The following is a 21,673-nucleotide window of genomic DNA, read 5'->3' as shown; positions in this document are numbered from 1 at the left end:
GCTTTCAGCTCTACCAATGGCGGGCCATGCGGTGTATGCTGCCGGCATCCCTTGGAAGTACAACTCTTCAGCCGAATCCTTCAGCAGACCCCATGCCATCCCCGATCACCCCCGGTCTCCTCATCCTGCACGGCAACCAGATGGAATTGCTGCGCGCCGCCGTCTTCGACTGGCTGCGCAACCATCCGCTCGGCCCGCTGGAGGAAGAGCTGATCCTGGTGCAGTCGAACGGCGTGGCGGAATGGCTCAAGATCGCGCTGGCCGAGGAGCTGGGCGTGTGCGCGGCCACCCGAGTCGCGCTGCCGGCACGGTTCCTGTGGCAGGCCTACCGCGGCATGCTGGGGCCGGAGCGGGTGCCGCGCCGCTCGCCGTTCGACAAGGATGCGCTGACCTGGCGCCTGATGCGCCTGCTGCCCGAGCTGCTGCAGAAGGAAAAATTCGAACCGCTGCGCCATTTCCTGTCGGACGGCGACCCGGAGCGCCGCCTGCAGCTGGCCGAACGCCTGGCCGACCTGTACGACCAGTACCAGGTCTACCGCGCCGACTGGCTGACCGACTGGGCCGAGGGGCGCGACCAGCTGCAGCGCCCGGGCGGCGAACCGGTCCAGCTGACCCCGGACCAGTGCTGGCAGGCGCAACTCTGGCGCGAGATCCACGAGAGCCTGCCGCCGGAGCGGCGCTGGTCCGGCCGCGCCACGATCCACCAGCAATTCATGGCCGCCGTGGAGGACGACCGTCCGCCCGTGCTGCGCCTGCCGCGCCGCGTGGTCCTGTTCGGCATGTCGACGCTGCCCTACCAGACCATCCAGGCGATGGCGGGCCTGTCGCGCCACACGCAGGTGCTGCTGGCCGTGCCGAACCCTTGCCGCTTCTACTGGGGCGACATCATCGAAGGGCGCGACCTGCTCAAGGCGGCCTATAAACGCCAGGCGCCGCGCGACGGCCGCGACCTGTCCTCCGTGCCGATCGAGGAACTGCATGCGCACAGCCATCCGCTGCTGGCGAGCTGGGGCCGCCAGGGGCGCGACTTCGTGCGCATGCTGGACGAATTCGACAGCGACCACGGCGCGCGCTTCGGCAACCTGCGCGTCGACCTGTTCGGCGACGAGGAGGGCGAGACGCTGCTGGCCCAGGCCCAGGCGGCGATCCGCGACCTGCTGCCGCTGGCCGAGCATCCGCACGTGCCGCCCGACCCGGCGGACCGTACGATCGAATTCCACATCGCCCACAGCGCCCAGCGCGAGGTGGAGGTATTGCACGACCAGCTGCTGTCCTGGTTCGCCGACGAGACGGGGCAATTCGGACCGGAACCGCTGCGACCCCGCGACGTGGTCGTGATGGTGCCCGACATCGCCACCTTCTCGGCCGCGATCCACGCCGTGTTCGACCAGCACAAGCGCAGCGACCCGCGGTATATCCCGTTCGAGATCGGCGACACCAAGGACCGCAGCGTCAATCCGCTGCTGGTGGCCCTGGAGTGGCTGCTGCGCCTGCCGCAGCAGCGCTGCCGCCAGAGCGAGGTGCGCGACCTGCTCGACGTGCCGGCGCTGGCGGCACGCTTCGGCCTGTCCGAGGACGACCTGCCCATCCTGGGCCACTGGATCGAGGGCGCCAGCGTGCGCTGGGGCCTGGACCAGCGCCACCGCGCCGGCCTGGGACTGGGGTCGGCGGGCGAGCAGAATTCCTGGCTGTTCGGCATCCGCCGCATGCTGCTGGGCTATGCCACGGGCGCCGGCCCGAGCTTCCGCGACATCGAGCCGTATGCGGAAGTGGGCGGCCTGGATGCGGCGCTGGCCGGTTCGCTGGCCGAGCTGGTCGAGTCGCTGCTGGCCTGGCGCGAGCTGCTGGACGCGAACCTGCGTCCGCTGGAATGGGGCGAACGGGCGCGGGCGCTGATGGCGCGCTTCTTCCGCGCGGCCGACGAGGCCGACCGCATCACGCTGAACCAGCTCGAGGAAGCGCTGCAGTGCTGGCTGGAGATCTGCGAGAACGCGCTGTTCGACGAGCCCGTGCCGCTGGCCGTGATGCGCGAGGCGTGGATGAACGAACTGGACCAGCCCGCGCTGACGCACCAGTTCGTGTCCGGCGGCGTCACCTTCTGCACGCTGATGCCGATGCGCGCCGTGCCGTTCCGCGTCGTGTGCCTGCTCGGCATGAACGACGGCGACTTCCCGCGCCGCGCCCAGCAGGCGGACTTCGACCTGCTCGCGCTGCCGGGCCTGCAGCGCCCGGGCGACCGCTCGCGCCGCGACGACGACCGCTACCTGATGCTGGAAGCGCTGCTGGCCGCGCGCGACAAGCTGTACGTGAGCTGGGTCGGCAGGAACGTGCGCGACAACACGGAGCAGCCGGCGTCCGTGCTGGTGGCGCAGCTGCGCGACTACCTGAATGCCGGCTGGGACCTCGATCCGGACGCGCTGACGACCGTGCACGCCCTGCAGCCGTTCTCGCGCCGCTATTTCGAGCGCGGCGGCCTGCTGACCTACGCGGGCGAATGGCGCTCGGCGCACCACATGAGCGAGGCCGGGGCCGATGTGGATGTGGATGCGGATGCGGACATGGCGCCGCGGGCCGACGTGCTGCCGCCCTACGAACTCGATCCCCAATACAGCCTCAAGCTGGGCGAGCTGGCGTCCTTCCTGAAGCAGCCGGCGCGCTACTTCTTCCGGCGCCGCCTGGCCGTGAACTTCAACGACCTGGAAGTGGTGGGCGAGGACGAGGAACCGTTCGCGCTGAACGCGCTCGACCGCTACTTCCTGGAAGACACGCTGCTCGACGACAGCGGCATGCCCGAGCCGGAGCACGAGGTGCGCCAGGTGCTGGAAGCGCGCGCCGAACGGGTGGCGCGCGAAGGCGTGCTGCCCATCGGCCTGGTCGGCCGCCAGTGGCAGCAGCAACTGGTCGAGGAGCTCGTGCCCGTGCGCCGCGCCTGGCTAGCGCTGGGCGCCCGCTTTCCGCAGGCGGCGCCGAAGCTCGCAGTGGACCTGCAGCTGGGCGACATCCGCCTGGACGACTGGATCGACCGCCTGCGCACGGACGGCACATCGACCGTGTGGCTGGTGCAGATCTCGTCGAAGGTGCTGGACCGCAAGGGCGCGCCCCGCGGCGACAAATTGATCGCGCCGTGGCTGCGCCAGCTGGCCGCGTCCGCCATGGGCGCGGGCGTCACGGGCCACCTGGTGGCGCGCGACGGCATGGTCGAGATGGCGCCCATCGCCCAGGACATGGCGCTGGCCCGCCTGGAGGAACTGGCGCGGCTGTGGCGCGCCAACCTGGACCGTCCGCTGGCCGTGGCCTGCAAGACGGCGCTCGCCGAACTGTCGGGCGGCGATGCGCGCGAAGCCTATGACGGCGGCTTCGAGATCGACGGCGAGGTGGCCGATCCGTGCCTGGCGCGCCTGTGGCCGGAATTCGACCTGCTGCGCGCCGCCGGCGACTGGCCGGCCGTCGCCCGCGCGCTGTATGGCCCCCTGCACGACTGGCTGCAGGAAGGGGTGAGCGTCACCCGCTTCGACGGCGGCGCGGACGGAGGTGCGGCATGAGCCAGCTGCTGGACGCCCTGACGTTCCCCCTGCACGGCTCGCGCCTGATCGAAGCCAGCGCCGGCACGGGCAAGACCTGGACGATCGCCGCCCTGTACCTGCGCCTGGTGCTGGGCCATGGCGGCGCGGACGGCTACGCGCGTCCCTTGCTGCCGCCGGAAATCCTCGTGATGACCTTCACGCGCGCCGCCACGCGCGAGCTGTCGAACCGCGTGCGCGAGCGCCTCGTGCAGGCCGCGGCCTTCTTCCGCGGCGAGGAATTCTTCGACGATCCCTACCTGGAAGCGCTGGCCGACAGCTACACGGACGAGGCCCAGCGCCTGGTCGCCGCGCACCGCCTCGTGCTGGCCGCCGAGACGATGGACGAGGCGGCCATCTTCACCATCGACGCCTGGTGCCAGCGCATGCTGCGCGAGCACGCGTTCGACAGCGGCAGCCTGTTCGACGAGGAACTGGTCAGCGACGAGCGCGGCCTGTTCGAGGACGCGGCCCACGACTACTGGCGCCAGCACGTGTACCCGCTGGGCGGCCGGCTGCTGGCGGCGCTGCTGGGCGCCTGGCCGGACGTGGAGGCGATGAAACACGGCGTGCGCGAGCTGGTGCAGCGCGCCGAGCTGCTGGGGCCCGACTGCCTGGACGAGGAGGGCGGTCCGGGCGGCATGGAGCCGCTCGGCAAGCTGGTGGCGCGCATCGAGGCGCGGCGCCAGGCCGAACTGGCGCGCGTCAAGGAAGGCTGGGCCGAACGGGCCGACGCGATGGAAGCGTGGATCGATGCCCAGCGCGGCGCCCATCCGAAAGCCTTCAACGGCACCAAGATGCGCCCCGACACCCTGGTGAAGTGGTTCGAGGCGCTGCGGCGCTGGGCCGCCGATCCCGCGCTGGCGGAGCCGGACCTGACCGACACGGCCTGGCGTCGCCTGACGCCGGACGGCATCATCGACGCCTACGGCAAGGACTTCGACGCCGCCGTGCCCGAATGCTTCGAGCATACGGCCAGCCTGCGCGCCGCGCTCGACGCGATCGAACCGCTGAAGCACCAGCTGCTGCGCCACGCCGCCTGCAATATCGCGCGGCGCATGGTGGAACTGAAGCGCCGCAACCGCCAGTTCGGCTTCGCCGACATGCTCGCGCGGCTGAAGACGGCGCTGGAAGGACCCAACGGCGAGGCGCTGCGGCGCCGCATCGTGGAGCAGTTCCCGGTGGCGATGGTCGACGAATTCCAGGACACCTCGCCCGAGCAGTACCGCATCTTCGACCTGCTGTACCGCGTGGCCGACAACGATGGGGGACGCGGGCTGTTCCTGATCGGCGACCCGAAGCAGTCGATCTACGGTTTCCGCGGCGCCGACATCCACAGCTACCTGTCGGCGCGGCGCGCGACGACGGGTCGCCACTACCAGCTCGGCACCAACTACCGTTCGACGAAGCAGCTGGTGGCGGCCGTCAACCGCCTGTTCGACTACGCCGAGGGTGGCTATGCGGCGGGCGCCTTCCGTTTCCGCAAGGATGGCGAGAACCCGCTGCCGTTCGAACCCGTCGACGCGGCGGGACGGCGCCAGCAGCTCGTGGGCGTCGAAGGCGCCTACCAGGCCCTGGCCATCGGCATGACGGAGCGCGACGACCTCAAGGCCGAGGACTACCGCGAATTCTTCGCCCAGCACTGCGCCGAGCACATCGTCGAACTGCTGAACGACGAGCGCGTCGGTTTCGCGGACGATGAAGGGAACTTCAAGCGCCTGATGCCGGCCGATATCGCGATCCTCGTGCGCGACCGCCGCGAGGCGGGGGCGATCCGGCGCGCGCTGGTGCGCCGGCGCGTGGCCAGCGTCTACCTGTCCGACCAGGACTCGGTGGTCGAGAGCGAGGAAGCGCGCGACGTGCTGCGCTGGCTGCAGGCCGTGGCGAATCCGCTCGACGGCGGCCTGGCGCGCGCGGCGTTCGCCACCGCCACCTGCGCGCTGCCGCTGGGCGAGCTGGCGCGCCTGTCGAGCGACGAGCTGGCCTGGGAGGCAAGGGTCGAGCAGTTGAAGGCCCTGCACCAGGCCTGGCAGCGCCAGGGCGTGCTGGCCATGCTGCGCCGCTTCATCCACGAGCTGGGCCTGCCGTCGACGCTGCTGCGGCAGACGGGCGGCGAGCGCAAGCTGACCAATCTGCTGCACCTGGCGGAGCTGCTGCAGGAAGCCAGCCGCGAACTCGACGGCGAACAGGCGCTGATCCGCTGGTTCGCCGAACAGATCGAGGGCATGGGGGCGAGCGGCGACGAGCGCGTGCTGCGCCTGGAAAGCGACGCGGAGCTGGTCAAGGTCGTCACCGTGCACAAGTCGAAGGGCCTCGAGTACCCGCTCGTGTACCTGCCGTTCGCTGTCACGGCGCGGAAGACGGATAAACGCAACCGCGCCTTCTTCGAATACGTGGACGAGGGCGAGCGCCGCATCGACCTGGGCCTGTCCGACGCGGCACTGGAAGCCGTCGACCGGGCGCGCCTGGAGGAAGACCTGCGCCTGCTGTACGTGGCGCTGACGCGCGCGCGCCACTTCCTGTGGCTGGGCGTGGCCGCCGTGGCGGGCCGCAGGAAGGGCGAGAACCGCCTGCACGACTCCGCGCTGGGCTACCTGCTCGCGGGGGGCGAACCGGTGGCGGCCGCCGACATGGGCGCGCACTGGGAGCGGCTGCGCGGCGACGCGGCCGGCATCGAGCTGCGCACGCTGGACGAGCCGGGAGGCATCACCGTGCTGCGGCGCGCCGACGTGCGCCCCGAACTGGTGGACGCCGCCCATTTCGACGGCCGCTTCGAGCGCAACTGGGCGGTGGGCTCGTTCACCTCGCTCACCCGCCACACGGTGGCGCCGCCCACGCGCGCCCAGGACGAGAACCTGATGGAAGAAGCGGAGCCGGGCACGGTGGAGCCGGTACGCGCCGAGGACGCGCCGTGGCATCCGCCTTGGCACCGTTTTCCGCGCGGCTCCACGCCCGGCAACTTCCTGCACGAGCAGCTCGAATGGATGGCGCAGGAAGGTTTTTCCATGGTCGACGACGAAGGCTTCCAGGAACGCCTGGCGCAACGTATCGGGCGCGCCGGCTGGGGCAACCGCCTGGACGATGCGCTGGCCTGGCTGAGGATGATCGCGACGACGCGCCTGCCGCCGTTCCAGGCCGCGCTGGCCGACATCGCCGCGCCGCTGCCCGAGATGGAATTCTGGTTCCCCAGCCGCCAGCTCGACGTCGGCGCCCTGGACCGCCTGTGCCGGCGCCGGCTGCTGGGCAACGTGGCGCGCCCCACGCTGCCCGAGCGCCAGCTGCACGGCATGCTCAAGGGATTTACCGATCTCGTGTTCGAGCACGAGGGGCGCTACTGGGTGCTCGACTACAAGTCGAACGCGCTGGGTCCGGGCGACGCGGCGTACACGCGCACGGCGATGGCGGCCGGCATGGCCGAGCACCGCTACGACATCCAGGGCGCGATCTACCTGCTGGCGCTGCACCGCCTGCTGCGCGCGCGCCTGGGCGAGGACTACGCGCCCGAGGAGCAGCTGGGCGGCGCCGTGTTCCTGTTCCTGCGCGGGATCGCCAACCCGGCCACGCACGGCTGCTACCTGATCGAGCCCGACCTGGAACTGCTCGACGGACTGGATCGCCTGCTGGGCGATGGACGACACCATGAAGATTGAAGAAGCACACCCGGCGTTCTGGCACGAGGTCGAGCGCCTGACCGAGGCGGGAGAATTGCGCCGCCTGTCCGGCGCCTTTTCCCGTTTCGTCGCCAGCTTGGGCGCCGCCCCCATGCCGTTGCTGCTGGCGTCCCTGGTGCTGTCCGAACTGGAAGGGCGTGGCCACAGCTGCCTGCTGCTGGACGACCTTGCCAGCGAGCCGGCCACGCTGCTGGGCTGGGCCGACGAGGACTGGAAGGCGCTGGCCAAGGCCGCCAAGCCGCTGCCCAAGGGCGCCAAGGGCTGGATCGCGCAACTGTCCAACGTGGAGCAGGTCTGGCGCGTCGGCGACCTGGACTACGGCCAGCCGCTCGTGCTGGACGGCGCGCGCCTGTACCTGCGCCGCTACTGGCGCGACGAGACGCTGGTCGCGGCCAGCGTGCGCGAACGGGCGCTGGCGCGCCGCGCCGTCGACCCGGCGCCGGTGCGCACCTGGCTCGACGTGCTGTTCACGTCGCCGCGCGCGTCCGACCAGCAGCCCAGGCCCGACTGGCAGAAGCTGGCCTGCGCCATCGCGCTGCGCGGGTCGATCGCCATCATCACGGGCGGCCCCGGCACCGGCAAGACCTATACGGTGGCGCGCCTGCTGGCGCTGCTGTTCGCGACGGCGCCCGATGCCGGCCGCCAGCGCATCGCCCTCGCGGCGCCCACCGGCAAGGCGGCCGCGCGCCTGAAGCAGTCGATCGACAAGGCGCTGACCGAGCTGGCCGACCGCGTCGGCGGGGCGCTGCCGCTGCGCGAGCTGACGGCGCGCATGGGCGCGGCGCGCACGCTGCACAGCCTGCTGGGCGCGCGCCCCGACACGCGCGCGTTCGCCCACCACCGCGGCAATCCGCTCGACGTCGACGTGCTGATCGTCGACGAAGCCTCGATGGTGCACCTGGAGATGATGGCCGCGCTGCTGGACGCGTTGCCGCCCGAGGCGACGCTGATCCTGCTGGGCGACAAGGACCAGCTGGCCTCGGTGGAGGCGGGCGCCGTGCTGGGCGATCTGTGCCACGACGCCCAGGCCGGCAACTACGACGGCGCCACGCTGGACTACGTGCAGGCAGCCAGCGGCGAGGCCATTCCGGACGCGTATGCCGGCGCGGGCGGCCCGCTGGCCCAGCAGACCGTGATGCTGCGCCACAGCCGCCGCTTCGGCGGCCCGATCGGCCGGCTGGCGCTGGCCGTCAACGGCGGCGACGTCGATGGGACCATGGCCGTGCTGCGCGACGAGGCCGACGCGGATGCGCTGCGCTGGATCGAGCACGCGCACCAGCACCACCTGCTGCAGCTGGCCGGCGACGGCTACCGCCCCTACCTGGAACTGCTGAAGGCGGGCCCGCGGGGCGCGCACGAGGACTGGGTGCGCGGCGTGCTGCAGCAGTTCGAGCAATTCCGCATCCTGTGCGCGCTGCGCGAAGGCGAGTGGGGCGTCGAAGGCCTGAACACGGCCATCGAGGGACGCCTGGACCACGCCGGCTTGATCTCCCGTTCAGGCGAATGGTATGTGGGCCGTCCCGTCATGGTGACGCGCAACGACTACGGCACCCGCGTCTTCAACGGCGACATCGGCCTGACGCTGGCCGACCCGGACCGTCCCGGTTCGCTGCGCGTCTACTTCCTCGAAGGCGACGAGGTGCGCAGCGTGCTGGCCACGCGCCTGCGCCACGTCGAGACGGGGTTCGCGATGACGGTCCACAAATCGCAGGGCTCGGAATTCGCGCACACGGTGCTGGCGTTGCCCAAGGAGGGCGGGGCGGTGCTGGCGCGCGAACTGGTCTACACGGGCATCACCCGCGCCAGCCGCATGTTCACGCTGACGACCCCGACCCCTTCCGTGCTCGGCGACGCCATCCTGCGCCGCACGCACCGGGCCAGCGGCTTGCGGGGCATGATCGAGCGCTGAGCGCTTGTCGCCCCGGCGCAGGCCGGGGCCCGATTTTATTCGCGGGCCGAGCGATGAGCTTGTGCCCCGGCTGCGCCGGGGCGACGCGTTAGCGCCCCAGTTCGATCGCCGACAGTTTCCAGCCCCACAGCCCGTGGCGCGTGAAGACGAGGCCGCCTTCCGACCCCTTCCACGTCAGCGCGAACCGGTTCCAGCCGCGGTAGGCCGCAGCGTATTCCGGCTTGCCGTGTTCGTCGCGCTGCGGCTGCGCATCGTCCGCCCCGCGGCGCTTGGCCAGGTTGACCTTGCCGTTTTCCATCATTGCGATGACGCCCGCCGGCGACACCAGCGCGTCGACCATCGGATTCAGGAAGGCGAGGGCCAGCGACTTGCCCAGGCCCGCCAGCGGGTTCGTGCTCGTATCGGCCGCCAGATCCTTGCTGACCGATGCCATCAGCTGGCCCTTGACGCTGTCGCGCAGGGCCGGGAAGTCGACGTGGGCCGAGACGGCATCGGCGTCGTGGCGCTCGACGGCGGCGCGCAGCTGGCGCAGTTGCCAGTACGGGCTGGCGTAGACGGAGGCGGCCAGCAGGGCCAGGATGACGGCGCCGATGGCGAGGAGACGATGGCGTTTCATGGAGTCAGCGGGAATGGCAAAGCCGTCATCATAAACAAAAAGCCGGAACGGTTGCCCGTCCCGGCCTTGTCGCGACGACGCCTGGGCGCCGATCAGCGGTGCTTGCGGTGGCGTACCACGGCCTTCTTGCGCGCGCTGCGGGCCGAGGCCTTGACGCGCACGCCGCCGGCGGTCGCCTTGATGCGCGGCGCCTTGGTGGCGGCCGTCGCGGTCGGGATGGTGTCGCCCAGCACGTGGCGGCGGATGTTCAGCGCGTCCAGCATGCGCACCGACGAGGCGCCGGCGTTGAGCAGCACCAAGGTCGCGTTCTTGCCGGCAGCCTTGATGCGCATGATCAGGCAGCGGCCCGCTTCCTGCGTGTAGCCGGTCTTCGACAGGCCGATGTCCCAGCCCTTGGCGCCGACCAGGCGGTTGGTGTTGTGGTACTCGATCTCGCGGCCCTTGATGTTGACCATGTGGTCCGACGAGGTGGTGATGCGGGTGATCTCGGCGTAGTTCGAGGCGGCGGTCGCCATCTTGACGAGGTCGGCGGCGGTCGAACGGTTATGCGGGCTGAGGCCGGTCGGTTCCTCGATCACGGTCTGGTGCATGCCCAGCGCGGCGATCTTGCGCTTGACGGCCGCCGTGAAGGCCGGCATGCCGCCCGGATAGGTGCGGCCCAGGGCGGCCGCGGCGCGGTTGTCCGAGGACATCAGTGCCAGCTGCAGCACGTCGCGGCGCGGGATGGTCGAGCCGACCGGGACGCGCGAGCTGCTGTGCTTGAGCATGTCGACGTCGCTCTTGTCGATTTCGATCATCTCGTTCATGTCCTGGTGGGCGTCGAGCACCACCATGGCGGTCATGAGCTTGGTCAGGGAAGCGATGGGCACGACATTGTCGGCGTTCTTTTCGAACAACACCTTGCCGGTATCGTCTTCCACCACCAGCACCGATTGCGATCCGAACGGCACGGCGAGGGCGGCCGCACTGGAAAGCGTCATCAGCACGGCGGCGAGGAATTTTTTGATCATGGGTATCGTGTAGGTACGGGTTAATGGTCGGGCGCCGATTGGCGGCGGAGCATCAAAACGTCAAGCCAGCTATTAGCGTCGCGCTAAATAGCGAAATTTTATTGGTCTTGCGCCAATGAATGACATATATCAATGTCTCTCAAAGGAAATCAAGATCAACGGCAAGATTCTACAAGAAAAAAAGGCCTCGCGTTGTCGCAAGGCCTTATTTTCGAACGGAAATTTAATTGATGAGCAATTTATGTTCGTTAAAAAACCACTCAGCAATCGTTATCTGCGTTCCCGGCTGTATATTTGTACAGCATAAAATGCTTTATCGGTGCCGGAACTGTATATCTATCCAGCCAATTCCTTGCCGAGTATTTATCGGGATTATTTCGACTGGTAGATCTTGTCGAATTCGCCGCCATCGTCGAAGTGGCGTTTCTGCGCCGCGCGCCAGCCGCCGAACACGTCGTCGACGGTAAACAGCTGGATCGGTTTGTAGTTGGCGGCGAACTGCTTCATCACTTTCTCGTTGCGCACGCGCATATAGTGCTTGGCGCCGATCGCCTGGCCCGTTTCCGAATACAGGAAGTTCAGGTAGGCGGTGGCCTGCTTGCGGGTACCGTTGCGGTCCACGACCTTGTCGACGACGGCCACCGGCGATTCGGCCAGCACGGAAATGCTCGGGTAGACGACCTCGAAGTCGTTGCCGAATTCGGCACGCACCAGGTTCACTTCGTTTTCGAAGGTGACGAGGGCGTCGCCGATCTGGCGCTGGGTGAAGGTCGTGGTGGCCGCGCGGCCGCCGCCGTCCAGCACGGGCACGTTCTTGAAGATGCGGCCGACCAGGTCGCGCGCCTGCGCTTCGGTGCCGCCCTTCTTGACGACGGCGCCCCAGGCGGCCAGGTAGGTGTAGCGGCCGTTGCCGGCGGTCTTCGGATTCGGGATCACGACCTTCACGCCCGGCTTGGCCAGGTCGGCCCAGTCGCGGATCTGCTTCGGATTGCCCTTGCGGACCAGGAACACCATGGTCGAGTAATAGGGCGCCGCGTTGTTCGGGAACTTCTTGGCCCAGTCCTTGGCGACGAGACCGCGGTCGGCCAGCATGTCGATGTCGTTGGCCTGGTTCATCGTCACGACCGAGGCCTGCAGGCCGTCGGCGACGGCGCGCGCCTGCTTGCTGGAGCCGCCGTGCGACTGCTTGATGACGATGTCCTCGCCGGTCGTCTTCTTCCATTCGGCGATGAAGGCGGGGTTGGCATCCTTGTACAGCTCGCGTGCCACGTCGTAGGACACGTTCAGCAGCTCGGTCTGGGCGGCGCGCGCCTGCACGGCCGGCAGGATGGCGCTGCCCAGGGCCAGCGCCAGCAGCAGGCGGCGCAGCGGGGAGGTGGTCGGGGTCATGTTGTTCTTCCTCGGGGAGGTGCAATGGTAACGGGGGCATGATCCGTTAATAAATGGCAAAACAAAAGTACATTTTCATCATATGCTTACAACCAAATCCGGAATGCATACCTGGACAGCAGAGATCCCGGGATTGCGTTATAGTCCGGCCTTCGCACGGCTTTCTTATTGCATCGACGTTTTTCCAGCGCTAGATCATGGGTATCGACATTCGCCAGGCACGACCTTCCGACGCAACCGACGCGTGCACGCTGCTGCGCCGCTCGATCGAGGAAGGTTGCGAGCAAGACCACGGCGGCCGGCCCGAGATCCTGCAGGCCTGGCTCGGCAACAAGACCCCGCAGAACGTCCTGGGCTGGTTTTCCTCGCCCGCGAACTACGCCGTCGTGGCCGAGATGGGCGATGGCGAAGGGCGCGAACTGGTGGGCCTCGCGCTCGTGAACCAGGCCGGCAAGCTGGCGCTGTGCTACGTGCGCCCGGACCAGGTCAAGAACGGCGTCGGCCGCCTGCTGCTGGATGCCGTCGAGGCCCAGGCGCGCGCCTGGAACATCAGCAAGCTGCATATGCACGCGCCCAGTTCCTCCAGCCCCTTCTTCGAACGCCTCGGCTATATCAATGCGGGCAAGGACAAGGCCTGCTTCGGCATGGAATGCGATTTCCTCTGGAAGCAGGTCGATGCCTGCGCGGCGCCCGCCAATAAACGCTTTTGCAAGTGCACTGGCTGACCCGCGCATCGTTCGCGGTTCCGCGCTATTCAGGCTGTCGCAAAAGGCGCATGGCAGCGTTGCGGCGCCTCGCCGTGCACTCGCACTGTCTTCAGCGCCGCGCCTTGCCCTGCACCTTTTGCGGCAGCCTCTGTTGTGCGGACCGCTGTCGCGCGCATCTGTAATGTGTGCTCATCTTTTTTCCTGTTATTGCTTGCGTTATAGTAAGCAGGTTGCAACGATGAGTAACTTATGGCTTCCCGTAGAGATTTCCTTCACAAGGGCTTGCGTCTGACCGCCGCCGGGCTGGTCGCCGTGCCGCTGCTCGATGCGCGCGCCCGCGCCGCAGCCCAGTCCAGCACCGAGCTGGAACCGCCTCCCGATCTGTTCGACGCCCAGGTGGTCGACCTCGACTTCTGGGTCAAGCCGCGCACGCTGTCCGTCATCCGTCCGGCCAGCGGCGAGCGTACCAAGGTGCTGTACTGGAAGGACGGCGAGATCATCGATTCGGCCTACCAGGAGCTGTGCCACATCCTGCGCGACGTGAACGGCAAGGCGTCGATCCCCATCGATCCGAAGCTGTTCGAGACGCTGTGGGCGTCGCAAGCCTTCGTGGCCCGCTACGGCCTGGAGCATCCGCTCGAGATCCTGTCCGGCTACCGCACGCCGGCCTCGAATGCCCGCCTGCGCGAGCAGGGCGTGCCGGCTGCGCGCCAGTCGCTGCACATGTCCGGCAAGGCGGCCGACGTGCGCATCGCCGGCCTGACCGAGGAAGTGCTGGGCGGCCTGGTGAAGAGCTTCCGCAAGGGCGGCGTCGGCTTCTATTACCGTTCCGGTCCGAAGGGCGGCTGGATCCATGCGGATACGGGATTGAACCGTACCTGGCAAGGCTGAGCGGAAAAGGGGAAAGGGGCCGGCGCCGTCCCATGGCGGCGCGCGCCTCCCCGCGTTTTTGCTATCTTTACGTGACGGCCGGCGGACCGCGGTTCCGGTTCGCCCCGTTCACTGACCCGTAACCTTCCACGGAGGACATGATGGCAACCATGAACGCACCCACGATGGAACGCCGGCACCTGCCGGAACGGCGCGCTGCCGTGCGCGAAGGCACGACATCGATGTCGGCAGTCGACTATATCGCCATGGCGCTGCTGATCGTCGGCGGCTTGAACTGGGCCATGGTCGGCCTGTTCGATGTCGACGTCGTCGCCACGCTGTTCGGCGCCGGCAGCCCGGCGACCCGCCTGATCTACGTGCTGGTCGGCATCTCCGCCCTGTATTCGATCTGGACGGCGATGAAGATGGGCCGCAGGCATTGACGCGGCTGCGCATCGGCCTCGTCTCCGATACCCACGGCCTGCTGCGTCCGGAAGCGCTCGACTTCCTGGCCGGCAGCGACCACATTGTCCACGGCGGCGACATCGGCGGCCAGGAGATCCTGGCGCGCCTGGCGCAGATCGCGCCGTTGACCGTGGTCCGCGGCAACAACGACACGGCCGCCTGGGCCGATGCCTTGCCCGAGACGGACACGCTGGACGTCGGCGGCGTGCGCCTGCTGGCGATCCACGACTTGAAGGCGCTGACGATCGAGCCGCGCGCGGCCGGCGTGCGCGTGGTCGTGTCCGGCCATTCGCACCGGCCGTCCTGCACCGAGCGCGACGGCGTGCTCTACGTGAATCCGGGCAGCGCCGGCAAGCGCCGCTTCAGCCTGCCGATCGCGGCGGGCGAACTGCTGGTCGACGCCGGCCGCGTCGAGGCACGGCTCGTGACCCTGGTGCCGGCGACCTGAGGCATGGCCGAGTGCGCCAAAATGCCGTAGCATACGCGCCGTCTCATTCACTCCCGCACCCCTTTACCTATGACGCAAGACGCCAAGCCCGACTCGAACTCCACCACGCGCGACGGCGAACGTCCACGCTTCCGTCCCGTCCCCTGGACCCCGCTGGAAACGCCGCAGGACGTGGAACTCTGGATCGAGGAGCACAACCGCACGATGCAGGAACTGGTGCGGCCCCAGGAAACGGGCGTCGGCGTGCGCTTCCAGCTGGCCGTGGGCGGCGACATCTACATGCAGACGCTGGACGATGCCGTGATCCTCGACGTCGAGCCGGACGCGAGCTGGGTCGCCCCCCTGATCATGGCCGCCACCGGCGCCGAGCAGCCCAGCGGGCAACTCTGGATCTTGCCAAACGACAAGCTCGTGCAACTGCTGCTGGGCCTGTCCACCCTCGTCGAGACCTCGCTGATCGTCACGGGCCACAATTTCGGCAAGCACGGCCGCCAGCGCTGGTGATGCGCTCCTGATATTATTCGGTGACAACTTCTGCCTTGCGCTGCGCTGTGCGCCGGTGCGGGGCGGTCTTCGATCCGTGTTGTCTTCGACTGGAGTGTTGAACTACATGCAAATGGTATCCCTCACGCGTGGCGGCAAGCGTCGCTCCCTGCTGGCCGGCGCCGGCCTGCTGGCACTTGGCCTGGCGTTCCCCGTCCACGCCGCCGACCTGCTCGACACCGTCAAGAGCCGCGGCACGCTGCGCATCGCCCTCGAGGGCACCTATCCGCCGTTCAACTTCAAGGATGCGAAGACGGGCCAGCTGTCCGGCTACGACGTCGATGTCGCCAAGCTCGTCTGCGCCAAGCTGGGCGTGAAGCCGGAATTCGTCACCACCGAATGGGCGGCGATCCTGGCCGGGCTGGGCGCCGGCAAGTACGACGCAATCGTCAGCCAGGTCGGCATCAACCCCCGCCGCCAGCAGGCGTTCGACTTTTCCCAGCCCTATACGTATTCGTCGCCGCAACTCATCGTGCGCAAGAACGAGCGCAACGAGTACGCCAGCCTGAACGACCTCAAAGGGAAGAAGGTCGGCGTGGGCCAGGGCAGCGTCTACGAGCAGCAGGCCAAGGCCGTGGCGGGCATCGACGTGAAGAGCTATCCGGCGGCGCCGGAAAACCTGCAGGACCTGGCATTCGGCCGCATCGACGCCGCGCTGAACGACAGCCTGATGGTGTCCTACCTGCTGAAGAATTCCCAGTTGCCGATCCGCCCCGGCGCGCGCGTGGGCGCCGTCGAGCGCATGGGCGTGGCAATCAAGAAGGGCAATCCGAAGCTGCTGGCCGCCATCGACAAGGCCCTCGACGACGCCCGCGCGGACGGCAGCCTGAAGCAGGTATCGCTCAAGTGGTTCGGCAGCGACGCCAGCCGGGCGCCCTGAGGAGTTCCCGGCCGCGATGGATGTCCATGAATTGACGGCGCTGCTGGCCGAGGCGGCGCCGACCATGCTCAAGGGGGCCGGCTATACGCTGGTCTTCGCCGTGGCCGCCATGGCCGGCGGCCTGGTGCTCGGTTTCCCGGCCGCCGTGCTGCGCGTGGTGCCCTGGGCGCCGTTGCGCTGGCCGGCGGCGCTCTACGTCAGCCTGTTCCGCGGCACGCCGCTGCTGGTGCAGCTATTCGTCATCTATTACGGGTTGCCCAGCGTGGGCATCGAATTCACGCCCGTCACGGCCGGCATCCTGGCCTTGTCGCTCAATTCCGGCGCCTACCTGTCGGAGAGCCTGCGCGGCGCCGTCCTCGGCGTCGCCCAGGGGCAGTGGCGCGCCGCGTTCAGCCTGGGCCTGACCTGGCCGCAGGCCCTGGGCCACGTCGTGCTGCCCCAGGCATTGCGCATCGCCGTACCCGCGATGAGCAATACGCTGATCAGCCTGATCAAGGATACGTCGCTGGTTTCCGTGATCACGATGACGGAACTGATGCTAGTCACCAAAGAATTGATCTCGGTCACATTCCAACCTTTGCCCTTGTACATCGCAGCCGCCATCATCTACTGGTTGCTGAGCCTGTCTTTCGAGGCACTGCAGCGCCGCGCCGAACGCCGCTTCAACCGGGCCCACCAGCCTCATTAGAGCGCGCCCGGCAAGCGCCTCGTGCAAGGCCGACGAGGCGCTTGCCGGGCGCCCGGGCGTCGGCGCATCGTGTTTCCGAACGCAGCACCGACGACGAGCGAGGCGCAATGGACAAGGACGTGCAGGCCGGCCGGCGGGCCGCGGACCGGATGGGCGACGCGCAGGATCCCTACGACGAGCTGCACCTGCTGGCGCCCGGCGGCCATCTGTTGGCCGGCGCCGACGGCCGCATCCTGCGGGCCAACGTGGCGGCCGCGCGCATGCTGGGCATCGACCGCTCGGGCAGCGGGCGGCAATTGCGCGACTTCGTGGCGCCCGGCAGCCGGACGCGCTTCGATGCCTTCTTCCACGCCGCGCTGGGCAGCCACCTCCCCCTGCCGTGCACGCTGGAACTCGCGTGGACGGGGCGCGCGGAGGTGCTGAGCGTGGCGCTGGCCGCGCACGCGGACGGCAGCGGCCAGGCCTGCCGCATCGCCATCGAGCCGGGCGACCCGGCCGAACGCCTGGCGCTGCTTGCCAGGAGCGAGGAACGCTTCCGCCGCATCGTCCACTGCGCCGACGTGGGCATCTGGGAGACCGACGCGCAAGGTCGCATCGCCTTCGTGAATCCGCGCATGGCGGCGCTGCTGGGCTGCGCCATCGAGGACCTGCTCGGCCGGCCGCTGGCCGACTTCATGGACGAGGAGGGGCGGGCCCGCCTCGACGCCCACGGCGTGCGCCGGCTGCCTTCGCACGCGGCGGGCATCGGCGCGCGCGCCGAGCTGACCTTTATCCGTAGCGACGGCGCCGTGCTGTGGGCCAGCGTGGCGACCACGCCGATCGTCGACGCGCTCGGGGGCGTGACGGGCACGCTGGCCCTCGTCACCGACATCACGCGCCAACGCGCCTCGGCCGAGCGCATCTGGCACCAGGCCAACTACGACGAATTGACGGGCCTGCCGAACCGCCACATGTTCCGCGACCGCCTGCGCCAGGAAATGCACCGCTCCGACCGCAATGCCACCTTCCTGGCGCTGCTGTTCATCGACCTGGACCGCTTCAAGGAGGTCAACGACCGCCTCGGCCACGCGGTGGGCGACGTGCTGCTGGCCGACGCGGCGCGCCGCATCAAGGGCTGCGTGCGCGCGTCGGACACGCTGGCGCGCCTGGGCGGCGACGAATTCACGCTCATCCTGGCGGGGCTGGACCGGGTCGGCAACGTCGACCGCATCGCCCAGGCCATCGTCGACGCGCTCGCGCGGCCGTTCGAGCTGCCCTGCGGCCAGGCCGAGGTGTCGGCGTCGGTCGGGATCGCGCTGTACCCGGCCGATGCGCACGACCTGGGCGAACTGCTGGCCAGCGCCGACCAGGCCATGTACGCGTCCAAGAACGGCGGCCGCAACCGCTACTGCTATTTCACCCCGGACCTGCAACAGGCCGCGCTGCGCCGCCAGGCCATCGGCGCCGACTTGCGCCGCGCGCTGGACGGCGGCCAGTTCGAGATCCTGTACCAGCCGATCGTCTCGCTCCGCAGCGGCGCCGTGCGCAAGGCCGAGGCGCTGCTGCGCTGGCGCCATCCGCGCCGGGGCCTGCTGCAGCCGGCCGAATTCATCCCGTTCGCCGAAAGCTCGGGCCTGATCGTCGAGATCGGCGACTGGGTGTTCCGCGAGGCGGCGCGCCAGGTGCAGGCCTGGCAGCGCAGCATCGCGCCCGACTTCCAGGTGAGCGTGAACAAGTCGCCCGTGCAGTTCCGGCGCGACGCGGCGCTGTACCAGGGCTGGTTCGACTACCTGCAGGAACTGGGCCTTCCTCCGCGCAGCATCGTCGCCGAGATCGGGGAGAACGTGCTGCTGGACGGCACCGAGCGAGTCGTGGAACGCCTGCGCCAGTACCGCGCGCTGGGCCTGCAGGTGGCGCTGGACCACTTCGGCAGCGGCCACGGCTCGCTGGCGCACCTGCAGCGCCACGCGATCGACTTCGTGAAGGTCGACGCCGCGACCGCCGGCGCGGCCGACGGCGAGGCGGCGCTGGTCGAGGCGATCGTAGCCATGGCGCACAAGCTGGGCCTGGAAGTGGTGGCGGAAGGAGTGGAGACGGAGGAGCAGCGCCGGCTGCTGGTGCAGGCGGGGTGCGACTACGGGCAGGGCTATGTGTTCGGGGCGCCGATGACGGCGGGGGAACTGGAGGCGATGGCGGTTGAACGCGTGGACGGGAAACCCGTCCACCCTACGTAGGGTGGACGGCTCGGCCGTCCACGCGTTCAACGAACGTGGACGGACCAGCGCTTACATGTTCGGGTAATTCGGCCCGCCGCCGCCTTCCGGCGTCACCCACACGATGTTCTGCGTGGGATCCTTGATGTCGCAGGTCTTGCAGTGCACGCAGTTCTGCGCATTGATCTGCAGGCGATCCTTGCCTTCGTCCGTCTTCACGAACTCGTACACGCCGGCCGGGCAGTAGCGCTGCTCGGGGCCCGCGAACTTGGCCAGGTTCACCTCCACCGGCACGCTCGGGTTCTTCAGCGTCAGGTGCACGGGCTGGTCTTCCGCGTGGTTGGTGTTCGAGATGAACACCGAGGACAGGCGGTCGAAGGTCAGCTTGCCGTCCGGCTTCGGGTACACGATCGGCTGGAACTCGGAGGCCGGGCGCAGGCATTCGTGGTCGGCGTGCTGGTGGTGCAGCGTCCACGGCGCCTTGCCCTTGAAGACGATCTGGTCGATGCCCGTCATGATCGTGCCCAGGTACAGGCCCTTGCTCATCCACGGCTTGAAGTTGCGCGCCACGTGCAGCTCTTCCTTCAGCCACGATCCCTCGAAGGCGGCCGGGTAGGCCGAGAGTTCGTCGAACTGGCGGCCTTCGCCCAGCGCGGCGAAGGCGGCGTCGGCGGCCAGCATGCCGGTCTTGATGGCGGCGTGGCTGCCCTTGATGCGGCTGACGTTCAGGAAGCCGGCGTCGCAGCCGAGCAGGGCGCCGCCCGGGAACACGGTCTTCGGCAGCGATTGGAGGCCGCCCGCCGTGATGGCGCGCGCGCCGTAGGAGATGCGCTTGCCGCCTTCGAAGAAGCCGCGGATGCTCGGATGCGTCTTATAGCGCTGGAATTCCTCGTACGGCGACAGGTAGGGGTTCTGGTACGAGAGGCCGACGACGAAGCCGACGGCGACCTGGTTGTTCTCCAGGTGGTACAGGAAGGAACCGCCGTAGGTGGAGGAATCCAGCGGCCAGCCGGCCGTGTGCACGACGAGGCCCGGCTGGTGCTTGGCCGGGTCGATCTCCCACAGCTCCTTGATGCCGATGCCGTAGACCTGCGGGTCGCGGCCCTTGTCCAGGCCGAACTTGGCGATCAGCTGCTTGCCCAGGTGGCCGCGCGAGCCTTCGGCGAACAGCGTGTACTTGGCGTGCAGCTCCATGCCCAGCTGGAACGCGTCGGTCGGCTCGCCGTGGCGGTTGATGCCCATGTTGCCGGTGGCGACGCCCTTCACGGAACCGTCCTCGTTGTACAGGATCTCGGCGGCCGGGAAGCCCGGGAAGATCTCGACGCCCAGCGCTTCCGCCTGCTGGCCCAGCCAGCGCACGACGTTGGCCAGCGAGATCACGTAGTTGCCGTGGTTGGTCAGCGCCTTGGGCACCATGAACGAGGGCGTGGCGTAGGACTTGGTCTCGGTGAGGAACAGCACGCGGTCTTCGGTGACCGGGGTGTTCAGCGGCGCGCCCAGTTCCTTCCAGTTCGGGAACAGTTCGTCCAGCGCGATCGGGTCCATGACGGCGCCGGACAGGATGTGCGCGCCCAGTTCGCCGCCTTTTTCGAGCACGCAGACCGATACCTCGCGGCCTTGCTCCGTGGCCAGCTGCTTCAGGCGGATGGCCGCTGCCAGGCCGGCGGGACCGCCGCCCACGACGACCACGTCGTACTCCATTGCCTCGCGGGGGCCGTACTGTTCGAGGATGCTGTTGGTCTGTGTCATTGTTCTAATTGGTGTCAAAAAAATTTAAGCACGAGTGTGCACTTTTTTGCGTTGCTTGGCAACGGCGTGCGCCATTGTAGGGCAAGTATTAGATGCGGCAATCTAAACAGCGCGAATTTGGTGAAGTATGTAATCATTATGTCTTCGCAACAGAATATAGTTCGGGCTCGTCCGCGCGGAGGATCGTAAAGTGGGTATTGAAGTCAACTTCGAAGGCAAGATCGCGATGGTCACGGGGGCATCCAGCGGGCTGGGCGCGCGTTTCGCCAAGGCGCTGGCCGGCGCCGGCGCCCAGGTCGTGCTGGCGTCGCGCCGGCTCGAACGCCTGAAGGAGTTGCGCGCCGAGATCGAAGCCGACGGCGGCGCCGCCCACGTCGTCTCGCTCGACGTCACCGACCTTGCCAGCATCAAGGCCGCCATCGCCCACGCGGAAACGGAAGCGGGCCCGATCGACATCCTGGTCAACAATTCCGGGGTGCAGAACACCCAGCGCCTGCTCGACGTGAGCGAGGACGACTACGGCTACATCATGGACACCAACCTGCGCGGCGCCTTCTTCATGGCCCAGCAGACGGCCAAGCGCATGATCCAGCGCGCCAAGGGCGACCCGCGCAAGCAGCACCGCATCGTCAACATCGCCTCGGTGGCGGGCCTGCGCGTGCTGCCGCAGATCGGCGTCTACTGCATGAGCAAGGCGGGCGTCGTGCAGATGACCAAGGCCATGGCCGTCGAATGGGGCCGCTACGGCATCAACGTCAACGCCATCTGCCCAGGCTATATCGCTACCGAGATGAACGAGGATTATTTCGAGACCGAGCAGGGCAAGCGCCTGATCGACATGCTGCCGCGCCGCCGCACCGGCCGCCCGGAAGACCTGGACGGCCTGCTGCTGCTCCTCGCGGCGGAAGAGGCCCACTTCATCAACGGCGCCATCATCACGGCCGACGACGGCATGACGGCGCAATGAGTTTGCAAT

The 21,673-nt window shown here is 68.4% G+C and carries 16 protein-coding genes; 12 read left to right on the top strand and 4 right to left on the bottom strand.

The window, feature by feature from the left end; genetic code table 11:
- The first annotated feature begins 92 nt into the window (after positions 1 to 92).
- The 3 genes from recC to recD are packed head-to-tail and all read left to right on the top strand — an operon-like array spanning position 93 to position 9,140.
- Positions 93 to 3,542 carry an exodeoxyribonuclease V subunit gamma gene (recC, locus tag QPK32_RS02215; protein WP_290411142.1) on the top strand — a complete coding sequence of 1,150 codons (3,450 nt, stop codon included), beginning with the start codon at positions 93 to 95 and terminating at the stop codon, positions 3,540 to 3,542.
- A complete protein-coding gene (recB, locus tag QPK32_RS02210; protein ID WP_290411141.1) occupies positions 3,539 to 7,210 on the top strand; it encodes an exodeoxyribonuclease V subunit beta in 3,672 nt (1,223 codons plus the stop codon). The genes recC and recB overlap by 4 nt, the downstream gene beginning before the upstream one ends.
- Positions 7,200 to 9,140, top strand: a complete 1,941-nt coding sequence (gene recD / locus QPK32_RS02205; RefSeq protein ID WP_290411140.1) for an exodeoxyribonuclease V subunit alpha — start codon at positions 7,200 to 7,202, stop codon at positions 9,138 to 9,140. Before recB ends, recD begins: the two co-directional genes overlap by 11 nt.
- Positions 9,141 to 9,228: 88 nt before the next feature.
- Here recD and QPK32_RS02200 read toward each other — a convergent pair whose 3' ends face one another.
- The 3 genes from QPK32_RS02200 to QPK32_RS02190 all read right to left on the bottom strand — a co-directional run bounded on the left by QPK32_RS02200 (position 9,229) and on the right by QPK32_RS02190 (position 12,155).
- The gene (locus QPK32_RS02200; RefSeq protein WP_290411139.1) at positions 9,229 to 9,756 is read right to left on the bottom strand and encodes a DUF2939 domain-containing protein; all 528 of its coding nucleotides are present in this window, start codon (positions 9,754 to 9,756) and stop codon (positions 9,229 to 9,231) included.
- A gap of 92 nt (positions 9,757 to 9,848) precedes the next feature.
- Positions 9,849 to 10,766: a serine hydrolase gene (locus tag QPK32_RS02195; protein ID WP_290411138.1), complete on the bottom strand. Its 918-nt coding sequence runs from the start codon at positions 10,764 to 10,766 to the stop codon at positions 9,849 to 9,851.
- Positions 10,767 to 11,138: 372 nt separating this feature from the next.
- Complete coding sequence (locus QPK32_RS02190) at positions 11,139 to 12,155, bottom strand: sulfate ABC transporter substrate-binding protein (protein ID WP_290411137.1); 1,017 nt, start codon at positions 12,153 to 12,155, stop codon at positions 11,139 to 11,141.
- Between the two features lie 197 nt (positions 12,156 to 12,352).
- Between QPK32_RS02190 and QPK32_RS02185 the strand changes: the two genes are divergently transcribed.
- The 8 genes from QPK32_RS02185 to QPK32_RS02150 all read left to right on the top strand — a co-directional run bounded on the left by QPK32_RS02185 (position 12,353) and on the right by QPK32_RS02150 (position 18,969).
- Entirely contained in the window at positions 12,353 to 12,880 is a 528-nt protein-coding gene (locus tag QPK32_RS02185) for a GNAT family N-acetyltransferase (RefSeq protein WP_290411136.1), read from the top strand.
- A gap of 231 nt (positions 12,881 to 13,111) precedes the next feature.
- The gene (locus QPK32_RS02180; protein ID WP_290411135.1) at positions 13,112 to 13,753 is read left to right on the top strand and encodes a DUF882 domain-containing protein; all 642 of its coding nucleotides are present in this window, start codon (positions 13,112 to 13,114) and stop codon (positions 13,751 to 13,753) included.
- Between the two features lie 149 nt (positions 13,754 to 13,902).
- A complete protein-coding gene (locus tag QPK32_RS02175; RefSeq protein WP_308632413.1) occupies positions 13,903 to 14,175 on the top strand; it encodes a DUF378 domain-containing protein in 273 nt (90 codons plus the stop codon).
- 5 nt (positions 14,176 to 14,180) lie between these two features.
- Positions 14,181 to 14,645, top strand: coding sequence for a metallophosphoesterase family protein (locus QPK32_RS02170; RefSeq protein ID WP_290411390.1), 465 nt, complete (start codon positions 14,181 to 14,183; stop codon positions 14,643 to 14,645).
- Positions 14,646 to 14,714: 69 nt separating this feature from the next.
- Complete coding sequence (locus QPK32_RS02165) at positions 14,715 to 15,149, top strand: hypothetical protein (protein WP_290411133.1); 435 nt, start codon at positions 14,715 to 14,717, stop codon at positions 15,147 to 15,149.
- Between the two features lie 106 nt (positions 15,150 to 15,255).
- Positions 15,256 to 16,068, top strand: coding sequence for a cystine ABC transporter substrate-binding protein (locus QPK32_RS02160; protein WP_374046684.1), 813 nt, complete (start codon positions 15,256 to 15,258; stop codon positions 16,066 to 16,068).
- A gap of 16 nt (positions 16,069 to 16,084) precedes the next feature.
- On the top strand, positions 16,085 to 16,756 hold the full coding sequence (locus QPK32_RS02155; RefSeq protein WP_290411132.1) for an amino acid ABC transporter permease: 672 nt from the start codon (positions 16,085 to 16,087) through the stop codon (positions 16,754 to 16,756).
- 107 nt (positions 16,757 to 16,863) lie between these two features.
- Complete coding sequence (locus QPK32_RS02150) at positions 16,864 to 18,969, top strand: bifunctional diguanylate cyclase/phosphodiesterase (protein ID WP_290411131.1); 2,106 nt, start codon at positions 16,864 to 16,866, stop codon at positions 18,967 to 18,969.
- 51 nt (positions 18,970 to 19,020) lie between these two features.
- On the opposite strand, the gene QPK32_RS02145 is transcribed toward QPK32_RS02150, so the two are convergent.
- Positions 19,021 to 20,697 (bottom strand): electron transfer flavoprotein-ubiquinone oxidoreductase, encoded by a 1,677-nt coding sequence (locus QPK32_RS02145; RefSeq protein WP_290411130.1) that lies wholly within the window; start codon positions 20,695 to 20,697, stop codon positions 19,021 to 19,023.
- A 190-nt stretch (positions 20,698 to 20,887) separates the two neighbouring features.
- On the opposite strand from QPK32_RS02145, the gene QPK32_RS02140 reads away from it, so the two are divergent.
- Positions 20,888 to 21,664 (top strand): SDR family oxidoreductase, encoded by a 777-nt coding sequence (locus QPK32_RS02140; RefSeq protein WP_290411129.1) that lies wholly within the window; start codon positions 20,888 to 20,890, stop codon positions 21,662 to 21,664.
- The last annotated feature ends 9 nt before the right edge of the window (positions 21,665 to 21,673 follow it).

The sequence above is a fragment of the Massilia sp. YIM B02763 genome, assembly GCF_030412015.1.
Taxonomy (GTDB): domain Bacteria; phylum Pseudomonadota; class Gammaproteobacteria; order Burkholderiales; family Burkholderiaceae_D; genus Telluria.
This window is presented reverse-complemented; position numbering and strand designations above follow the sequence as displayed.